Raw genomic sequence first — 18,641 nt, forward strand, 5'->3', positions numbered from 1 at the left:
CCCACCAGCGTTCACGAGCCCGCGCTCAGGGACGGCCCGGGTTGCTCCCGCAGACTGACGGACCAGTCGAGCGAAGCCCATCGAACGGAGCCATATGGACACGGACGTCGTCGTCATCGGAGCAGGGCTCGCCGGCCTCAGGGCCGCGCGGAGCCTCGAGGAGCGCGGGCGCAGCGTCGTTGTCCTCGAGTCGGAGGACGAGGTCGGCGGCAGAGTCGGCACGGACGCCATCGACGGCTTCCTCTGCGACCGCGGCTTCCAGGTCCTCAACCCCGCTTACCCGGCGTTGCGCGCCTCCGTGGACCTCGCTGCGCTCGACCTCAAGCGCTTCGGGGTCGGGGCCATCGTCCGTTCGCGGGAGCGGACGTCGACGCTCGCGCACCCGCTCCGCCATCCGCGGTTCGCGTTGCAGACGCTGCTCAGCGGGCACGTGCCGGTCTCCGACGTCCTGGCCCTCGCACGCTGGCTCGGCCCGACGCTTGCACAGCCAGACCCGCAGGCTGCTGGGCCGGATACGACGCTCAGCGCCTCATTCGACGATGCGGGCCTCACCGGGCGGCTCCGACTCGACCTGCTCGACACGTTCCTCGCCGGAGTCCTGGCCGACAGCAGCGGAGGCAGCTCGGCGAACCACGTCAAGCAGCTCGTCCGCTACTTCGCGCTCGGCGCGCCAGGGCTCCCCGCCGACGGGATGCGCGCACTGCCTGCCCAGATCGCCGCCTCGCTGCACGAACCCGTCCGGCTCGGCACCGCCGCGCGGGAGGTGACCGAGACCGGGGGTGGCGTGCGGGTCGTCACCGACCGCGGGACGATCCTCGCCCGAGTCGCGATCGTCGCGGTCGCCCCGAACGACCTCCCTGCGCTGACCGGCCAGGCGGCTCCGAAGACGCACGGCCTGACAACATGGTGGTTCCGGGCCACGGGGACGCCGCGAACCGGGCCGTTCCTCCTTCTGGATGCCTCGAACATCGGCGGCGGGCCGGCCGGGCCGATCTGGAACACCGCCGTCATCTCGGAGGTGGCCCCTTCGTATGCCCCGGCCGGACAGCACCTCGTGCAGGCGACCACCCTCCTCGACCACCTGGACGGACTCGCGAGCGAAGCGGACGTCAGACGCGACCTCGCCCGTCTGTACGGCACGCCCACCGACGGCTGGGAGGTGCTCGCGCACCACGTCATCCCGCACACCCTCCCCGCCCAGCCACCGCCCCTCGTCGACCGCGGGCCGGAGCGAGTCGGGGAGCGGCTCATCGTGACGGGCGACCACCGCGAGACAGGGTCCATCCAAGGTGCGCTGGTCGCCGGAGACCGGGCCGCAGACGCCACCGTCGAGCTCCTTGGCTGAACCGAGAGCGGCAGGGCGGGAGCTGCGGCTCGTCCTGCCTCACCAGCTGTTCGAGGCGCACTTCGCCGAGCCGACCGGAACCGTGTTCGTGCTCATCGAACACGACCTCCTCTTCCGCCAATACGCCTTCCACTCGCACAAGCTGGTCCTGCACCGAGCATCCATGTCCCGGTTCGCGCAGCGTCTCCGCGTTGCAGGGCACGTCGTCGAGTACCTGGAGAGCGACGCGGCTGCTCCCTCCGGCCAGCAGGTGGCCGCCCTCGTCCGCCGAAACTCGCCGACCCGGGTGACGTGGTTCGACGTGGTCGACGACTGGCTTGAACGCGACCTGACCCGGGCACTGGCCGCAGGGGGCTACACCGCGGTGGCGGGAGACGAACTCGAGACGCCGAACTTCCTCACCGACCGGGCGCAGCTGGACTCCTGGTTCGCGCACAACGAATCACGCATGCACGAGTTCTACATCTGGCAGCGTCGCAGACTCGGCATCCTCCTCGACGGCGACGCCCCATGCGGCGGCCGCTGGTCGTTCGATGCGGACAACCGCAAGCGCGTGCCGAGGGGATACGTGCCGCCGACGGTCTCGCGCTTCCGCGGACACCCGAGCGTGCATCCCCAGGGCGTCTTCGACCTGGACGCACTCATGTCTCCCACCCCGCCATCAGATGGCCGCGACGAAGGGAAGGAACAGGTCGAACTCGCCGTCGCCTGGGTTCGCGAGGAGTTCCCCCAAGCCCCGGGCGACCCGACGACGTTCGCCTGGCCGACGACCGCGGACGAGGCGCGCGAGCACCTCCGAGAATTCGTCCGCACGCGCCTCGACGACTTCGGCCCGTACGAGGACGCGATCTCCGCGGAGCATCCCTTCCTCAACCACAGCCTGCTCACGCCAGCACTCAACATCGGTCTGCTCGACCCGCGCGAGGTGCTGCAGATGACGCTCTCGAGCGCCCGCGCGGACACACCCCTCGCCTCCCTCGAGGGCTTCGTGCGTCAGGTGATCGGGTGGAGGGAGTACATGCGGGCCACCTATCGGCTCCGTGGCCGGGAGCTCCGGACATCGAACGTCCTCGGACACACGAATCGCCTGGGGCGCGGATGGTGGACCGCCAGCACCGGACTGGACCCCGTCGACCTCGTCATTCGTCGCGTCCTCGCGACCGGGTACGCCCACCACATCGAACGCCTCATGGTGCTCGGCAACGCGATGTCACTGCTCCGCATCCACCCGGACGACGTCTACCGGTGGTTCATGGAGCAGTTCGTGGACGCCTACGACTGGGTCATGGTGCCGAACGTCTACGCTATGAGCCAGTTCGCGGCCGGCGAGACGGTGACCACCAAGCCCTACGTCTCCGGCAGCAACTACCTGCGGAAGATGTCCGACCTTCCTTCGGGGGCGTGGACTGAAGCCTGGGATGCCCTGTACTGGGACTTCGTCGCCCACCACCGGGCGGTCTTCGCCCGCAACCCGCGCACCCAGATGACGATCGCGCTCCTCCAGAACATGGAGCCGGAGACGCTCGCACGACACCGTGCTCGAGCGCAGGGACTCCTGCAGGACCCCGACGAAACCCCGCTCGTGATCGGGACGACCCGCGACGCCACGTGACGCGCTTCCGGTGGACTGCTCGGACTCCTATGATCGGACTACGACGCGTAATCCGTCGTCACATGTCTCGAGTGCAAAGGAGCCCATCATGGGCGTATCCATGGTCTTCCCGAACCTGCCCGTCGCCGACGTCAAGGCGGCAACCGACTTCTACGTCGGACTTGGCTTCACCATCAACCCGATGTTCTCCGACGACAGCACCAGCTGCGTCGTCGTCAACGACCAGGTCGCGATCATGCTGCTGCAGACCGAACGGTTCCAGGGCTTCCTGCCGGAGGGCGCGGAGACCATCGTGGGCGGAAACCGACACGAGAGCACGACCGCGCTCCTCCTCGGCAGCACCGAGGAAGTCGACGAGATCACGGCCAAGGCGGAGGCTGGTGGGGGCAGAATCCACCGTCCGGCTGAGGCGAACGAGTTCGGGATGTACGGCTCAGCGTTCGACGACCTCGACGGCCACCTGTGGGAGGTCTTCTACATGGCGTCCCCTGAGGCCTGACTCGCAGAGAGCGCTGCTCCGCGGGCCTCCGTTGCGCAATGCGGCAGCGGGGCTGGTGGAGCCGTTTCCGGTCTGGCACGGTTAGTCGTCCCCTCCACCCCGCACCCTTGGATACGCACATGACCGAGCGCACCCCGGCTGACCGCCACGCCGCAGCGACAGAGCAGGCGGCGCCCACGCGCAATCAGCACCTCGATCGCCTCCCGTTCACCGGCAGGCACCGCAAGCTCCTGTTCGGGTCCGGCATCGGCTGGGCGCTCGACGCCATGGACGTGAGCCTCATCTCGTTCGTCATGGCCGCGCTCGCGGTGCAGTGGAGCCTCGACGCGACGACGCTGTCGTTCATCGCCTCGATCGGCTTCGTCGGCATGGCGATCGGCGCGAGCGTCGGCGGACTGCTCGCCGACAAGCTCGGGCGGCGTCAGGTGTTCGCGGCGACCCTCCTCATCTACGGTCTCGCCACGGGTGCCTCCGCGCTCGCGGCGTCGGTGGGCGCGCTCATGGTGCTGCGCTTCATCGTCGGTCTGGGGCTCGGCGCCGAGCTTCCCGTCGCCTCGACGCTCGTGAGCGAGTACGCGCCGAAGCGCATCCGCGGACGGGTCGTCGTGCTGCTGGAGGCGTTCTGGGCTGTCGGCTGGATCGGCGCCGCCCTCATCGGGGCCTTCATCATCCCGCTGTCGGCGGATGGATGGCGCTGGGCTCTCCTGACGGGCCTCCTGCCTGCCGTCTACGCGGTGGTCGTGCGGTTCGGGCTCCCCGAATCCGTCCGCTTCCTGGAGAGCAAGGGCAGGTACGCGGAGGCCGAGCGAGCGGTCCGGCAGTTCGAGGAGTCGGCTGGCGTCGATGCGCCCCCGGCGGCGGGTATCGACGCGTCTGACCGCGGACACTCCGCAGCGCGAGCATCCGTGTCACCGGATTCCCAGCGGGCACGATGGCGCGACCTCTGGGCGCCGTCGCTGCGCCGACGGACGGCCGCCCTGTGGGCCGTGTGGTTCTGCATCAACCTCAGCTACTACGGCGCGTTCATCTGGATTCCGAGCCTCCTCGTCGGCCAGGGTTTCACCCTTGTGAAGTCGTTCGAGTTCACGCTCATCATCACGCTGGCGCAGCTGCCCGGCTACTTCGTCGCGGCCTTCCTCATCGAGCGCATCGGCCGGCGTGCGACGCTCGCCATCTTCCTGCTCGGTTCCGCGTGTGCCGCGTTCTGGTTCGGCTTCGCGACGACCGAGGGCGCGATCCTCGCCGCGGGCATGTGCCTGTCCTTCTTCAACCTCGGCGCGTGGGGAGCGCTCTACGCGATCGGCCCCGAGCTCTATCCGACGAGGCTGCGCGCGTCGGGAACCGGGGCGGCCGCGGGCTTCGGCCGCATCGCGTCGATCATCGCGCCGCTGCTGGTGCCCATCATGCTCGCGGGTGGTGGCAGCGTGCTCGTCTTCGGCGTGTTCGCCGCGGCGTTCCTGCTCGCCGCCGGTGCCGCATTCACCCTGCCGGAGCTCATGGGGCGGGAACTCGAGGAGTAGTCGACGCGGGGAGTGGCTCGCGCGCGCCGCGGCCCGCTCAGCCACGCGCCGACTAGCCTTGACGTGTGAGCGAACGACGAGATCCTTCACGACGCGGGGTCATACGGGGAAGCGCGGCTGTCGGCGGCGGAATCGCGACGGCGGCGCTGCTTGCCGCGTGCGGAGGCGACGACGCCGGTGGACAGGATGCGGATGCCACGTCGACGGTGAGCGGCGCCGTGCCCGTCGGCGACGTCCCGGTCGGAGGCGGGGTCGTCATCGCGGACACCGAGACGGTCATCACCCAGCCGGCCGCGGGTGAGTACTTCGGCTTCAGCTCGATCTGCACGCACCAGGGGTGCCCGGTCGCCACGGTGACCGCGGAGCACATCATCTGCCCCTGCCATTCGAGCCACTACGACACGAGGACCGGGGAGCCGGTCGCCGGACCGGCGGACCGGCCGCTCACCCCTCGCACCATCACCGTCACCGAAACTGAGGTCGAATACTCGTGAGCATCACCAATCTGACCGCGATCCGCGATCTCGCGACGGACGCGGGTCTCGAGGTCGAGTACTGGGGCTGGCGGGGCGAGAAGGAGCAGGTCGCGCCCGAGACGCTCGCGGCGGTCCTCGGCGCCCTCGGTCTCCCGGCATCCACCGACGAGGACGTCGCCGCCTCGGCCCGCGAGTTCGAGAACCGGCCGTGGCGTCGAGTGGTGCCGTCCTGCACGACGGTGCGGGAGGGCAGCGACGCCACGATCTTCGTCCACGTTCCTCACGGGAGCGCCGTCCAGGTCGACGTGCTCCTCGAAGACGGGTCGACTCGCAGCCTGCAGCAGGTCGAGAACTGGGTCGATCCGAAGGACCTCGACGGTGCGCTGATCGGTCGCGCGACGTTCGCGCTGCCCGCGGACCTGCCGACGGGCTGGCACGAGGTCGTCGCGAAGGTCGGGGACGACCTCTCGGAGCATGCGCCTGCTGGCACGCTGATCGTCGTGCCGACGAGGACGCCCTGGCCAGCCGAGCGCTCGTGGGGGCTCTTCACCCAGCTCTACCAGCTTCGCTCGACCACGTCCTGGGGGATCGGCGATCTCCGGGACCTCGCCACGTTGACGGCCTGGGGTGCGCAGCGTGACGCGGACTTCGTGCTCGTCAACCCCCTCAACGCGAACCCTCCGGTGTCTCCCATGGAGCCGTCTCCGTACCTGCCGACCTCACGGCAGTTCGGCGACCCCCTGATCCTCACCGTCGACTGGGCGGCCGCCTTCGTCGCGCATCGCACCGAGGTGCCGGCCGACACGGTGGAGCTGCTCTCGCGCCTTGCGGGCGAGGCGATCCTGGGCAACGGCGTCGACAGCATCGATCGTGACGCCGCCTGGGCGCTGAAGGAACCAGCGCTCCGCGCGCTCTTCGACGTCTGGCAGTCGGCGAATGTGATCGACGACGACGTCACGGAGTTCCGCAAGGAGGCGGGGGAGCCGCTCGAGCGGTTCGGCGTCTTCTGCGCCATCTCGCGCGTGCATGGGCGAGATGCTCGCAACTGGCCGAGCGAGCTGGCCACCGCGAACGGTGCCGACGTGCTCGAGTTCGCGGCTGCTCACGCCGAGGACGCCGAGTTCTACGTCTGGCTGCAGTGTCTCCTGGAAGCGCAGGCGAAGCAGGTGCAGTCCGATGCGAGGTCGGCCGGCATGTCGATCGGCATCGTGCACGATCTGCCCGTCGGTGTGCACGCCGGTGGAGCTGATGCGTGGTCGTTCGGGGCGGCGATGGCCCGCGGCGTGACGGTCGGCGTGCCGGCCGACCAGTACAACCAGTTCGGGCAGAACTGGTCGCAGCCGCCGTGGCGCCCCGACATGCTGGCCGAGCTCGGCTACGCGCCGTACCGGGACATGCTGCGCGCCGTCTTCCGCAACGCTGGCGCTGTGCGCATCGACCACATTCTGGGCTTCTTCCGCCTGTGGTGGATCCCGGAGGGCAACACCGCGAAGGATGGCTGCTTCGTGCGGACCGACGCAGAGGCCATGCTGGGCATCCTCGCGCTCGAGGCGCAGCGAGCGGGCGCCGTGGTGATCGGCGAGGACCTCGGCACGGTTCCGCCGGAGGCCAGGGATGCGCTGGCCGAGCGCGGCATGCTCGGTGCCTCCGTCCTGTGGTTCGAATGGTCGGACGATGGGGTCCCGCTGGCCCCTGAGGACTACCGGCGCGCCTGTCTCGCGACGGTGACGACGCACGACCTCCCGCCGACGGCTGGGTTCCTCGCGCTGGAGCACCTCGACGTTCGAGAGCGCCTCGGGCTGCTCGAAGGTTCGGTCGAGGAGGCGCGGGCCGAGGAGACCGAGACGATCTCGAAGGTCGTCGACCGACTCCGGCGAGCTGGCCTGGTGGGGGAGGAGCCGAGCAACGCGGACATCGTCGTGGCGCTGCACGAGTACCTTGCCGGTTCGGCTGCCCAGCTGTTCGGTGTGGGCGTGTCCGATCTCGCGGGTGACCGCCGCGGCGTGAATCAGCCGGGCACCGCCGACGAGTATCCGAACTGGCGAGTGCCCATGACGGATGCCGAGGGCAGGCTGGTCTCGCTCGAAGCGCTCCTGGGCTCGCCGCTCGCCGCCCGGATCGCGGCGGCGTCGGGGAGAACCGAGTAGCGCGGTGAGGCTCTCCGGCGGGTGGCGGCCACGGGGTGTCCGCGGCCTCCTCCTGGCGTCGGCGCTCGGTGCGTCGCTGCTGCTCGCGGCGTGCGTTCCGCCGGTGGCCGCGACGCGCGAATCCGCTGATGCGGTGGCCGTCATCGCCACCCCGGGCGTCACCCAGACGCCGACGCCGACGGTCACCCCGATCAACGTGCAGGTCGTGGCCGCGCCACGAGTCGCGGAGAACGAGAACCCGAAGCCTGTCGACGGCGAGCTCAGGTTCACGAGGGGCCAGTGGGCGACGGTGCTCGGCGCGAGTGGCGAACCCGTCGGCCGCTTCACCATCGCGGGTGTGGCCTTCGACGTTCGGTGTCTCGAAGAGGATGCTCCGAAGGCCGGCGGCAGCTACGTCGCGATCCAGCTGCAGGTCGAGGGATACGGGGCGCTCAGCGCCGAGGATGAGGAGGGCGCGTTCGCGCCCGTGTTCGCCTTCGACAGCCTTCGCCTGTTCGAGAAGAACGGCGACTCGAAGCTGGGGGCCTCGCTCGCGGACGACTGCATCGGGAGCTCCGTGCAGCAGCGCGAGTACGGGGTCGGCGCAGAGTCCGGGTACGTCGTGTTCGACGTTCCGAAGGAGCGCTTCGACGTGGTCTGGGAGTACGGCGACCAGTCGTTCCGGTTCGTGAATCTCACCGTCTGAGGGCTCCGCGCCGCGACCGGTCTCAGGTGAAGAGCTGCGGGAGGAGCGCCGCGGCGAGGGGATAGCCGAGGAACGAGACGGCGTCGAGGATGAAGTGCGCGACGACGAGGCCGCCCACGCGCCCCTTGCGGAGGAACCACCAGGAGAGCAGCACGCCCATGGCGACGTTGCCGAGCGCCATTCCGGGGCCCTGATACAGGTGGTAGGAGCCGCGGAGGAGCGAGGACGCGACGATGATCTGCCAGGTCGCCCACCCCAGCTCGCGCAGGCGGGTCGCGAGATACCCGACGACGACGATCTCCTCCAGAAGCGCGGCACGCAGCGCCGCGAGCAGGAGCAGGATCACGGTCCACCACGTGATCTCCTGCGCGCTCGCCTCGACGGAGAGCGTGAGCCCGAGTGCCCTGGTCGCGAGGTAGAAGACGATACCGGGCACGCCGACGCAGGCGGCCAGCAGAAGGCCCTGCCCGAGGTCGCCGAGGGGCTGCCTCGTGTCCAGGCCCAGCTTCCGGAAGCCGGAGACGGTGGGCCTCCAGAGCAGCCAGATCACCAGAGCGACGGGTACGAGGTCGGTGAGGATGCTCGAGAGCTGCAGGAGCGCGTCGAACAGTGGCCGCGCGTCGCGGGAAGCGTTCAGCGTCGTCGTCTGGTCGGCGAGTGCGGTGTCGCGCGTCGCACGATCCGCGAGGGAGATGACCGCGTACAGGCTCGACGGGATGATCGCGAGTGCCAATACGATCCAGATCTCCCAGCGCAGCCGCACGCGCGCGGAGCGGTCCAGTTCCTCCGGACCCTGGCTGACCGTAACGTCAATGCGCGAATGTGACATGTCCGCAGTCTACGAACGGCGAACGGCTTGTAAGAGTTGAACAAGACCCGTTTCGTGTGAGTAACGATCCCCTGAATTGGTGAAACCCCTCGCGCGAGGGGGCGTAGGTTCAACGGGTATTTGTCGATAATTCACAGAGTTCGTGGATGTTCGACGTTCACAGCCCCTGTTTCCCCAAGGAGGTCCTATGAGGACATCACGAGTTATCGCCGTGGGAGCCGTCGTCGCCACAAGCGCGTTGGTTCTCGCCGGCTGCTCTGCCCCGAATCGCGATCCGGAGATCGTCGGTGGCTCCGCCATCACGGTTGCATGGAACGACCCGTTCTTCGCGTTCAACGTGAACACCTCGGCCAACAACGCCGCGGCGAACGCCAACATCGTCCACGTCACGTCTGATGGCTTCATCGACTACGACCCGACCCCCGAGCTCGTGGAGAACACCGAGTTCGGCACGGTCGAAGAGGTCTCGACCGACCCGCTGACCATCAAGTACACGGTCAACGACGCGGTCACCTGGAGCGATGGCACGCCGTTCGACGGCGCCGACCTGCTGCTCACCTGGGCCGCCAACACCACGCACCGCGAGGCGGGCGAGGTGCCAGAGGCCGAGTACGACGACGAGGGCAACGTCACGAACCAGGACGCGATCGACGCGGCCGCGGACGCCGGTGTCTACTGGGGAACCGACCCGGCACCCGGTCTGCAGCTCGACCTCGCCTCGCAGGCTCCGACGCTCGCCGACGACAACAAGTCGTTCACGGTCGTCTACGACCAGCCGTACGCCGACTGGAAGACCATGTTCGCGCCGGACACGACGGCGATCTCGGCACACGGCACCGTCCAGCTCGCCTACCCGGGTGAGTACGACGACGCGCAGGCCGCGAAGGATGCCTTCATCACCGCGGTCAACGACAACGACAGCGAGTTCCTGAGCAAGGTCGCCTCCGCCTACCGCACCGGCTACGACTACACGTCGATGCCGGAGGAGCCGCAGAAGACCCTCTCCAACGGCCCGTACACGATCACGGATCTGGTCGAGAACCAGTACGTGACGCTCACGGCCCGCGAGGACTACACGTGGGGCCCGCTGCCGCACTACGAGACCATCACGATCCGCTTCATCCCGGACCCGCAGGCACAGGTGCAGGCGCTCCAGAACGGTGAGGTCCAGATCGTCTCCGGTCAGCCGACGACCGACCTCCTGCAGCAGCTCGAGGCCACCGAGGGCATCGAGTGGGAGTCCTCGCTCGAGGGCACCTACGAGCACGTCGACCTCCAGGTCGCCAACGGCGGCGTCTTCGACCCCGCTACCTACGGCGGCGACGAGGCCAAGGCCCAGCAGATCCGCGAGGCCTTCCTCCTCACGATCCCGCGTCAGGAGATCGTCGAGAAGCTCATCACGCCGATCGCCCCGGATGCGACCACGCGCGACTCGCTCGTGTTCCTCCCCGGTGCCGACGGCTACGAGGAGTCGGTCGCCGACAGCGGCGTCTCCCGCTACTCGGGTGACGACGCTGCCATCGAAGAGGCCAAGGGCCTCCTCGCGCAGGCTGGCGTGGCCAACCCCTCCGTCCGCTTCATGACGGCATCCACGAACCCGCGTCGTCAGCAGGAGCTGCAGCTCATCAAGGCCTCGGCCGAGAAGGCCGGCTTCACGATCGTCGACGCGAGCGCCGAGGACTGGTCCACCGTGCTCACGACGCAGACCGACGCCTACGACGCGGCCCTCTTCGGATGGCAGTCCGAGGGTCTCGGTGTCGGCGAGCCGTCCCCGAACTACATCACGGGCGGCATCAACAACTACTACGGCTGGAGCGACCCCGAGCTCGACCAGATCCTCAAGGACGTCGACGTCACGATCGACCCCGCCGAGGCTCAGGGCAAGCTCGTCGAGGCCGAGAAGATCATCATGGACAACTCGTGGTCCGTGCCGATCTTCCAGTTCCCCGGTGTCGTCGCCTGGAGCGACGAGGTCGCGAACGTCAAGCCCGGGTTCCTCTCGCCCCAGTACTTCTGGAACGCCTGGGAGTGGGCACCCGTGGAAGCCGCTGAGTAGTCACACCAGCGTCGAGCTCTCGACGCGCTGACCGCCGCGCGGTCAGATCTAGCGACGGCGGGAGTACCGTAGTCTTCTCGACTGCGGGACTCCCGCCTCGTCTGTTCACGGCCGCACCCCGGCCGAATGCCCCTTCCAGAACAGGACCCATCTGTGCTGAGATTCACCCTCCGACGCCTCTTCGTGTCGATCTTCATCCTGCTGGGCGCGCTCTTCATCGTGTACAACCTCGTCGCGATCTCGAAGGACCCGCTCGCGGACATCTTGGAGTCCACGGCTCCCAACAAGGAGCAGCTCATCGCCGCGCGCGTGGAGCTCCTGCAACTGGATGTGCCAGCCCCCGCCCGCTTCTTCCTGTGGCTCGGCGGCATCCTCGGGTTCTTCATCCCGACCTTCGATGACCCGAACGGCCTGTTCGGCTTCCTCGGCAACAACTTCTCCATGGGCGTCAATATCGCCAACCAGGACGTCGGCCCGCTCATCGCCTCGGCGGTCGGCCAGACCCTGCAGCTCGTCACGGCCGCGACGCTCATCGCCGTCGTCATCGGCGTCGCCGTCGGTGTGACGACCGCCCTCCGCCAGTACTCCGGCTACGACTACACGGTCACGTTCCTGTCGTTCCTCACGTACTCGCTGCCGATCTTCTTCGTGGCCGTGCTGCTCAAGCAGTACATGGCCATCGGCTTCAACGACTTCCTGCAGGACCCCGAGATACCGATACCGCTGCTGCTGCTCATCGGCGTGATCATGGGCTTCATCTTCATGTCGATCATCGGAGGGCCCGCAAAGACGCGCGCCACCGTGTTCGGTGCTGGTGCCGTCGGCACGATCGCGATCCTGTTCGGGATGGAGCTGCTCGACTGGTTCCGCAATCCCGGGCTCGGCACGGTGCTCATCATCGTGCTCGGCCTCGCCACGGTGCTGCTGACCGCCGCGCTCACGGTGGGCCTCTCGCACCGTCGCAACCTCATCGTCACCGGTGCCGTCGCGGTCGTCGGGGGAGCGCTCTGGTACCCGCTGCAGTTCGCGATGACCAACGAGATCGGCGCCTGGTTCCCCATCGCCCTCATCGTGGTCTTCACGGTCATCGCCTGGTTCGTCGGCAAGTACTTCGGAGGCCTCGACAAGCGCAACGTGGCGAGCAACGCCGCCATCGTCGGCTTCGTCGTGTCGCTGCTGCTCGTCATCGACCGCGTCATGCAGACCTGGTCCGGCTACTACGACCAGACCGGCGGCCGTCCGATCGCGACCGTCGGAGCGTCCAGCCCGCAGCTCGGCTCCGACCCGTCGATCTGGCTGCAGATGCTGGACGGCTTCACGCACCTCCTGCTGCCGACGATCGCCATCATGGTCATCTCCATCGCGAGCTACAGTCGCTACTCGCGCTCCAGCCTGCTCGAGATCATGAACCAGGACTACGTCCGCACGGCACGCGCGAAGGGCCTCCCCGAGCGCACCGTGGTCATGCGCCACGCGCTGCGCAACTCGCTCATCCCGATCACCACGATCGTGGCCGCCGACGTCGGCGCCATCATCTCGGGAGCGATCGTCACCGAGCAGATCTTCGGCTGGCGCGCGATGGGATCGATCTTCTCCGAGTCGCTGCGCAACGTCGACCTGAACCCGCTCATGGGCTACATCCTCGTGACCGCGGCGCTCACCGTGATCTTCAACCTGATCGCCGACATCCTGTACTCCGTCCTCGACCCGCGAATCCGCCTGAGCTGAGAGAGGGCTGAGCTATGACGACTCCGAACTTCACCGAGATCACCGCCCCGCAGCCTCACGGCCCCGGCGACGAGCTGACCATCGAGCAGCGTGAGACCATCGGCCTCAGCCAGGGCCAGATCGTGTGGCGGCGCTTCGTGCGCCACACGGGTGCCATGGTGTCCACCGCCGTCCTCCTGGTCATCGTGCTGCTCGTCTTCACGTCCGTCGGCATCGTCGTGCCGTGGTGGGACTTCTCTGAGGGCAAGTTCACGCAGATCCAGGTCTCGGGCTGGTGGGCCTACGACTGGAACTCCATCGCGCCGATCGTGAACGGCGGCAATCCGACCTTCGTGAGCCTCTTCGACTGGGGCTCGCATCCGTTCGGTCAGGACGAGATCGGCCGTGACATCTTCGCCCGCGTCATGCGCGGCACGCAGCAGTCGCTGACGGTCATGTTCATCTACGGCATCCTCGCAGCGGTCATCGGCATCATCGTCGGCGGCATCGCGGGCTACTACCGCGGCTGGGTCGACAACGTGCTCATGCGCGTCACCGACCTCTTCCTCGTCATCCCGACGCTCGTCTTCGCGGCCGTCCTCGGACAGCTCGCTGGACAGAACGAGGTGCTGCGGGCCTACGGCGCCGTCTCGCTCGCCGTGGTCCTCGGCCTCGTCGGCTGGATGTCGCTCGCCCGCCTGGTTCGCGGCGAGTTCCTCACCCTTCGCGAGCGCGAGTTCGTGGACGCTGCGCGCGTCGCCGGCGCCTCCGGCCGGCGCATCATCTTCCGCCACATCCTGCCGAACGCTCTCGGCGTGGTGATCGTCTCGACGACCCTGCTGATGAGCGCCGCCATCATCCTCGAGGCGAACCTCTCGTTCCTGGGCTTCGGCATCCAGCCGCCCGACGTGTCGCTCGGCCAGATCGTGCAGGAGTACCAGGGCGCGTTCGCCACCCGTCCGTGGCTGTTCTGGTTCCCCGGCGCCTTCATCGTGGCGATCGCCCTGTGCATCAACTTCATCGGCGACGGCCTGCGAGACGCCTTCGACCCGCGTCAGCGCAAGATCCCGGGCAACGGCACCTGGTCGCGCATGTGGCGCACGCTCACCTCGCGCGACGGCCGTCCGACCAAGGGCGACGCGGCTGACCGCGACTCGAGCAAGGCGGATGCGTGACGGTCCTCGTGGCAGAGCGCGCCGGGTCGCTGGCCCCTGTGGGGCTAGAACGCGAAGAGCGCGCCGACGACCAGCAGGGTGGTGATCAGCACCACCGTGTTCGCCACGTTCTGCGTGCGCACGACCGGGGCGAGCGGGGCTCCGGCCTCACGCTGCTGCTGGGCCCTGCGGTGCGTGAGGTTCACGGCCGCGTCTCCCGAGTACGTGCCGGGAGCGGCGCTCGTGCGGATGCTCTGCGACTCGTCGGTGAGTCGGCGAGGGTCCTTCCACAGGAGCGGGTCGCGCGGGTCCATTCGCTCGGCGCTGAGCCGGTCGGGCGGGGGAGCGGCCCACGCGCTGACCTTGCCCTCCGGCGTGGTGACGGTGAAGCCGCGCGTCGTCTCGACGAGCTCGATGTGGCCGTATGGCACCACCGTCTTCTTGAGGGGGTTGTTCACCTCGAGCGCATCATCGGTGAAGACGACGCTCGGGCTCACGAGGGTGATCCAGCCGACGCCGAGCGCCAGGATGGGCAGCGGCAGCACCGAGAGCAGGTGGCGGCCGGCACCGGGCGTCACCGCCACGGAGATGACGGCGACCAGCGCCATGGCGGCGATGACGCCGTAGACGACAAGACCCATGCGGGGGCGGAGAACTGTTCGCTCGGACACGAGCCAAGTGTCGCAGACGAATCCCGTCCCACCGCGGTGAGCGGACCGGCAGTCGGTCCGCTCGCACCTCAGACTCCACGCACTTCGACCGCAGCCCACCGGGAGGCACGCTCATGAGCACGACTTCACGCAAAGACGACACGACGCCCATCCTCGAGGTGCAGGACCTGAGCGTCGAGTTCTGGGTCGGCGGAGACTGGGTCCCCGCCGCGAAGGACATCAACTACGTGGTCCGGCCGGGCGAGGTGCTCGCCATCGTGGGCGAGTCCGGCTCCGGCAAGTCGGTGTCGTCGATGACGCTGCTGGACCTGCTCCCGAAGAACGGGCGCACGTCCGGAAGCGCGAAGCTCAACGGCACCGAGCTCATCGGCGCCCCGCAGTCGACGCTTCGTCGCGCGCGTGGCAATGACATCGCGGTCATCTTCCAGGAGCCGATGACCGCGCTCAACCCCGTGCTCACGATCGGATTCCAGATCTCCGAGGCCCTGCGCATCCACAACCCGACGATGACGCCGAACGATGCGCGCGAGCGTGCGCTCGAGCTGCTTCGCCTCGTGGAGATGCCGAACCCGGCCAAGGCGTTCGACTCGTACCCGCATCAGCTCTCCGGCGGCCAGCGCCAGCGCGCCATGATCGCGCAGTCCCTGAGCTGCGACCCCGACCTCCTCATCGCGGATGAGCCGACGACAGCGCTCGACGTGACGATCCAGGCCGAGATCCTGGAGCTCATGCGCTCACTCCACGAGCGCCTGAACTCGGCCATCGTCATCATCACGCACGACATGGGCGTCGTCGCCGACATCGCCGACAACGTGATCGTCATGAAGGGTGGAGAGATCGTCGAGCGCGGCACGGTGCGCGAGATCTTCAAGAACCCGCAGCACGCCTACACGAAGACGCTGCTCGACGCCGTGCCGCACCTCGGCACGGGGGAGGCGAGCGGGCTGGACGCGCGCGAGTTCACGGGCGAGCCGGCTCTCGTCGTGCAGAACGCCGACATCGAGTACCCGAAGCAGGGGCGCGTCCCAGCGTTCAAAGCGGTCGAGGACGCGACGTTCGAGATCTACCCTGGCGAGATCGTCAGCGTCGTCGGCGAGTCCGGCTCCGGCAAGACCACGGTCGCGCGAGCGGTCGTCGGCCTGCTGCCGGTCGCGGCAGGCTCCATGAAGCTCAACGGCGTCGAGCTCAACGGCGTCTCCCGGCAGGACCTCGCGAAGGTGCGCCGCGACATCGGCATCGTCTTCCAGGACCCGGGCTCGTCGCTCAACCCCCGCTGGCCCGTCGGGCAGTCGATCGCCGAGCCGCTCATCCTCGAGAAGAAGCTCACGAAGGCCGAGATCGAGGCCCGCGTCGGCGAGCTGCTCGACCAGGTCGAGCTGCCCCGTTCCTTCCGCAACCGCTACCCGAACGAGCTCTCCGGCGGCCAGCGTCAGCGAATCGGCATCGCTCGAGCCCTTGCGCTCGAGCCGAAGCTCCTCGTCGCCGACGAGCCGACGTCGGCACTGGACGTCTCGGTGCAGAAGCGCGTGCTGGAGCTGCTCGTCGAGATCCAGCAGCGCCTGCAGTTCGCGGTGCTCTTCGTGACCCACGACCTCGCCGTCGTGGACCAGCTCGCCAACCGCGTGATCGTAATGAACCACGGCAAGATCGTGGAGCAGGGGCCGACGGACCAGATCCTGCGCGCACCCCAGGATCCGTACACGCAGCGCCTCGTCGCTGCCGTGCCGGTTCCCGACCCTGACGAGCAGGCGATGCGTCGCGAGGAGCGCGCCGCGCTCAAGCGGGCGACGGCCGCTGCGGTCACGAACGAGGTGCTCGGCGACGACATCGTGGTCTCCGACGCGCCGAGCGGGCAGCAGGAGAACGTGCTGCGGGCGGAAGCCGAGGAGCGCGAATCCGGGCAGTGACCCGGTAGAAACTTCGACCAGCGTGAGGCCCATCTCACGCTGGTCGGGAGGCGTGCCCTCCGTGACGTAGGATGAACTGCCCTTTTCTCAAATGAAAGCACCCCTGAATGACTGCTGTGCCTGTCGCCCACCGTTCTGAACTCCGTAACGTCGCCATCGTGGCGCACGTCGACCACGGCAAGACGACCCTCGTCGACGCCATGCTGAAGCAGACGGGCTCGTTTGGCGAGCACGACAGCAACTCGACCGAGGCCCGAGTCATGGACTCGAACGACCTCGAGCGTGAAAAGGGCATCACCATCCTCGCCAAGAACACGGCGATCTCGTACAAGGGGAAGCACGCCACGGATGGCCCGATCACGATCAACGTGATCGACACCCCCGGCCACGCCGACTTCGGCGGTGAGGTCGAGCGCGGCCTGTCGATGGTCGACGGCGTCGTCCTGCTCGTCGACGCGTCCGAGGGTCCCCTCCCGCAGACTCGCTTCGTGCTCCGCAAGGCGCTCGCCGCGAACCTGCCCGTCATCCTCTGCGTCAACAAGACGGACCGTCCCGATGCCCGCATCGACGAGGTCGTCGCCGAGAGCCAGGACCTGCTTCTCGGCCTCGCCTCCGACATGGCCGACGAGGCACCGGATCTTGACATCGACGCGCTGCTCGACCTGCCCGTCCTCTACGCCTCCGGGCGTGCCGGTGCCGCTTCGCACAACCAGCCCGCTGACGGCGAGCTGCCGGACAACGACGACCTCGAGCCCCTCTTCGAGACGATCCTCAAGCACATCCAGCCGCCCGCCTTCGACCCAGAGGCGCCGCTGCAGGCGCACGTGACGAACCTGGACAGCTCGCCGTTCCTCGGGCGTCTCGCTCTGCTGCGCGTCTTCAACGGCACGCTCAAGAAGGGCCAGAACGTGGCCTGGGTCAAGAACGACGGCTCGGTGCACAACGTGCGCATCACGGAGCTGCTCGAGACGAAGGCGCTCGACCGCGTCCCCACCGACTCCGCGGGCCCCGGTGACATCGTCGCCGTCGCCGGCATCCCCGAGATCATGATCGGCGAGACGATCGCCGACCCCGAGGACATCCGCCCGCTCCCCGGCATCACGGTCGACGAGCCGGCCATCTCGATGACGATCGGCACGAACACCTCGCCCATCATGGGCAAGGTCAAGGGCCACAAGCTCACCTCGCGCATGGTCAAGGACCGTCTCGACCGCGAGCTCATCGGCAACGTCTCGATCCGTGTCCTCGACATCGGCCGCCCGGACGCCTGGGAAGTCCAAGGCCGTGGCGAGCTCGCGCTCTCCGTCCTCATCGAGAACATGCGTCGCGAAGGCTTCGAGCTGACCGCCGGCAAGCCGCAGGTCGTCACGAAGATCGTCGACGGCAAGACGCACGAGCCGTACGAGCACCTCACTATCGACTCGCCAGAGGAGCACCTCGGTGCCATCACGCAGCTCCTCGCGGCGCGCAAGGGCCGCATGGAGTCCATGTCGAACCACGGCACCGGCTGGGTGCGCATGGAGTTCGTCATCCCGTCGCGTGGCCTCATCGGCTTCCGCAGCGAGTTCATGACCAGCACACGCGGCACCGGTATCGCCAACGCCATCTCGCACGGCTACGAGCCATGGGCCGGCCCGATCACGACCCGCACGTCGGGCTCGATCGTCGCCGACCGCGCCGGAGTGGCGACGCCGTTCGCGATGATCGCCCTGCAGGAGCGCATGTCGTTCTTCGTGCAGCCGACCGAAGAGGTCTACGAGGGCATGGTCATCGGCGAGAACTCGCGCGCCGACGACATGGACGTCAACGTGACCAAGGAGAAGAAGCTCACGAACATGCGTTCCGCCAACGCGGACACGTTCGAGTCGATGACCCCGTCGCGCCAGCTCACGCTCGAGGAATGCCTCGAGTTCGCTCGCGAAGACGAGTGCGTCGAGGTCACGCCCGAGAAGATCCGCATCCGCAAGCTGCTCCTCGACGGCAACGCACGTGCACGTGCCACGTCGCGCGCCAAGAAGCAGTAGTCGAACGTG

At 68.2% G+C, this 18,641-nt stretch carries 14 protein-coding genes; 12 read left to right on the forward strand and 2 right to left on the reverse strand.

The annotated features are described in order from the left end of the window. Positions 1 to 94: 94 nt before the first annotated feature. From HDC34_RS07800 to HDC34_RS07830, 7 genes are all read left to right on the forward strand, one after another. Positions 95 to 1,345 (forward strand): NAD(P)/FAD-dependent oxidoreductase, encoded by a 1,251-nt coding sequence (locus tag HDC34_RS07800; protein WP_179556463.1) that lies wholly within the window; start codon positions 95 to 97, stop codon positions 1,343 to 1,345. Continuing rightward, positions 1,338 to 2,957, forward strand: coding sequence for a cryptochrome/photolyase family protein (locus HDC34_RS07805; RefSeq protein WP_179556464.1), 1,620 nt, complete (start codon positions 1,338 to 1,340; stop codon positions 2,955 to 2,957). The genes HDC34_RS07800 and HDC34_RS07805 overlap by 8 nt, the downstream gene beginning before the upstream one ends. Positions 2,958 to 3,045: 88 nt before the next feature. Continuing rightward, positions 3,046 to 3,456: a VOC family protein gene (locus HDC34_RS07810; RefSeq protein ID WP_104312311.1), complete on the forward strand. Its 411-nt coding sequence runs from the start codon at positions 3,046 to 3,048 to the stop codon at positions 3,454 to 3,456. A 119-nt stretch (positions 3,457 to 3,575) separates the two neighbouring features. Further along, on the forward strand, positions 3,576 to 4,976 hold the full coding sequence (locus tag HDC34_RS07815) for an MFS transporter (RefSeq protein WP_179556465.1): 1,401 nt from the start codon (positions 3,576 to 3,578) through the stop codon (positions 4,974 to 4,976). Between the two features lie 65 nt (positions 4,977 to 5,041). Then, the gene (locus HDC34_RS07820; RefSeq protein WP_179556466.1) at positions 5,042 to 5,470 is read left to right on the forward strand and encodes a Rieske (2Fe-2S) protein; all 429 of its coding nucleotides are present in this window, start codon (positions 5,042 to 5,044) and stop codon (positions 5,468 to 5,470) included. Next, a complete protein-coding gene (gene malQ / locus HDC34_RS07825; protein WP_179556467.1) occupies positions 5,467 to 7,599 on the forward strand; it encodes a 4-alpha-glucanotransferase in 2,133 nt (710 codons plus the stop codon). Before HDC34_RS07820 ends, malQ begins: the two co-directional genes overlap by 4 nt. A gap of 4 nt (positions 7,600 to 7,603) precedes the next feature. Then, the gene (locus HDC34_RS07830; RefSeq protein ID WP_179556468.1) at positions 7,604 to 8,284 is read left to right on the forward strand and encodes a hypothetical protein; all 681 of its coding nucleotides are present in this window, start codon (positions 7,604 to 7,606) and stop codon (positions 8,282 to 8,284) included. A gap of 22 nt (positions 8,285 to 8,306) precedes the next feature. On the opposite strand, the gene HDC34_RS07835 is transcribed toward HDC34_RS07830, so the two are convergent. Then, positions 8,307 to 9,113 (reverse strand): CPBP family intramembrane glutamic endopeptidase, encoded by an 807-nt coding sequence (locus HDC34_RS07835; RefSeq protein WP_179556469.1) that lies wholly within the window; start codon positions 9,111 to 9,113, stop codon positions 8,307 to 8,309. Positions 9,114 to 9,300: 187 nt separating this feature from the next. Between HDC34_RS07835 and HDC34_RS07840 the strand changes: the two genes are divergently transcribed. The 3 genes from HDC34_RS07840 (at position 9,301) to HDC34_RS07850 (ending at position 14,051) form a co-directional block, all read left to right on the forward strand. Further along, positions 9,301 to 11,169, forward strand: a complete 1,869-nt coding sequence (locus HDC34_RS07840) for an ABC transporter family substrate-binding protein (RefSeq protein WP_179556470.1) — start codon at positions 9,301 to 9,303, stop codon at positions 11,167 to 11,169. 153 nt (positions 11,170 to 11,322) lie between these two features. Next, entirely contained in the window at positions 11,323 to 12,897 is a 1,575-nt protein-coding gene (locus tag HDC34_RS07845) for an ABC transporter permease (protein ID WP_179556471.1), read from the forward strand. A gap of 14 nt (positions 12,898 to 12,911) precedes the next feature. Then, entirely contained in the window at positions 12,912 to 14,051 is a 1,140-nt protein-coding gene (locus tag HDC34_RS07850) for an ABC transporter permease (protein ID WP_082805746.1), read from the forward strand. 44 nt (positions 14,052 to 14,095) lie between these two features. On the opposite strand, the gene HDC34_RS07855 is transcribed toward HDC34_RS07850, so the two are convergent. Then, the gene (locus HDC34_RS07855; protein WP_179556472.1) at positions 14,096 to 14,701 is read right to left on the reverse strand and encodes a hypothetical protein; all 606 of its coding nucleotides are present in this window, start codon (positions 14,699 to 14,701) and stop codon (positions 14,096 to 14,098) included. 113 nt (positions 14,702 to 14,814) lie between these two features. Between HDC34_RS07855 and HDC34_RS07860 the strand changes: the two genes are divergently transcribed. Together HDC34_RS07860 and typA are read left to right on the forward strand one after the other, a co-directional pair. Then, entirely contained in the window at positions 14,815 to 16,608 is a 1,794-nt protein-coding gene (locus HDC34_RS07860; RefSeq protein ID WP_179556473.1) for an ABC transporter ATP-binding protein, read from the forward strand. 107 nt (positions 16,609 to 16,715) lie between these two features. Next, positions 16,716 to 18,632, forward strand: a complete 1,917-nt coding sequence (gene typA / locus HDC34_RS07865; RefSeq protein WP_179556474.1) for a translational GTPase TypA — start codon at positions 16,716 to 16,718, stop codon at positions 18,630 to 18,632. The last annotated feature ends 9 nt before the right edge of the window (positions 18,633 to 18,641 follow it).

Origin of the sequence: Pseudoclavibacter sp. JAI123 (assembly GCF_013409665.1) — a bacterium.
Classification (GTDB): Bacteria; Actinomycetota; Actinomycetes; order Actinomycetales; family Microbacteriaceae; genus Pseudoclavibacter.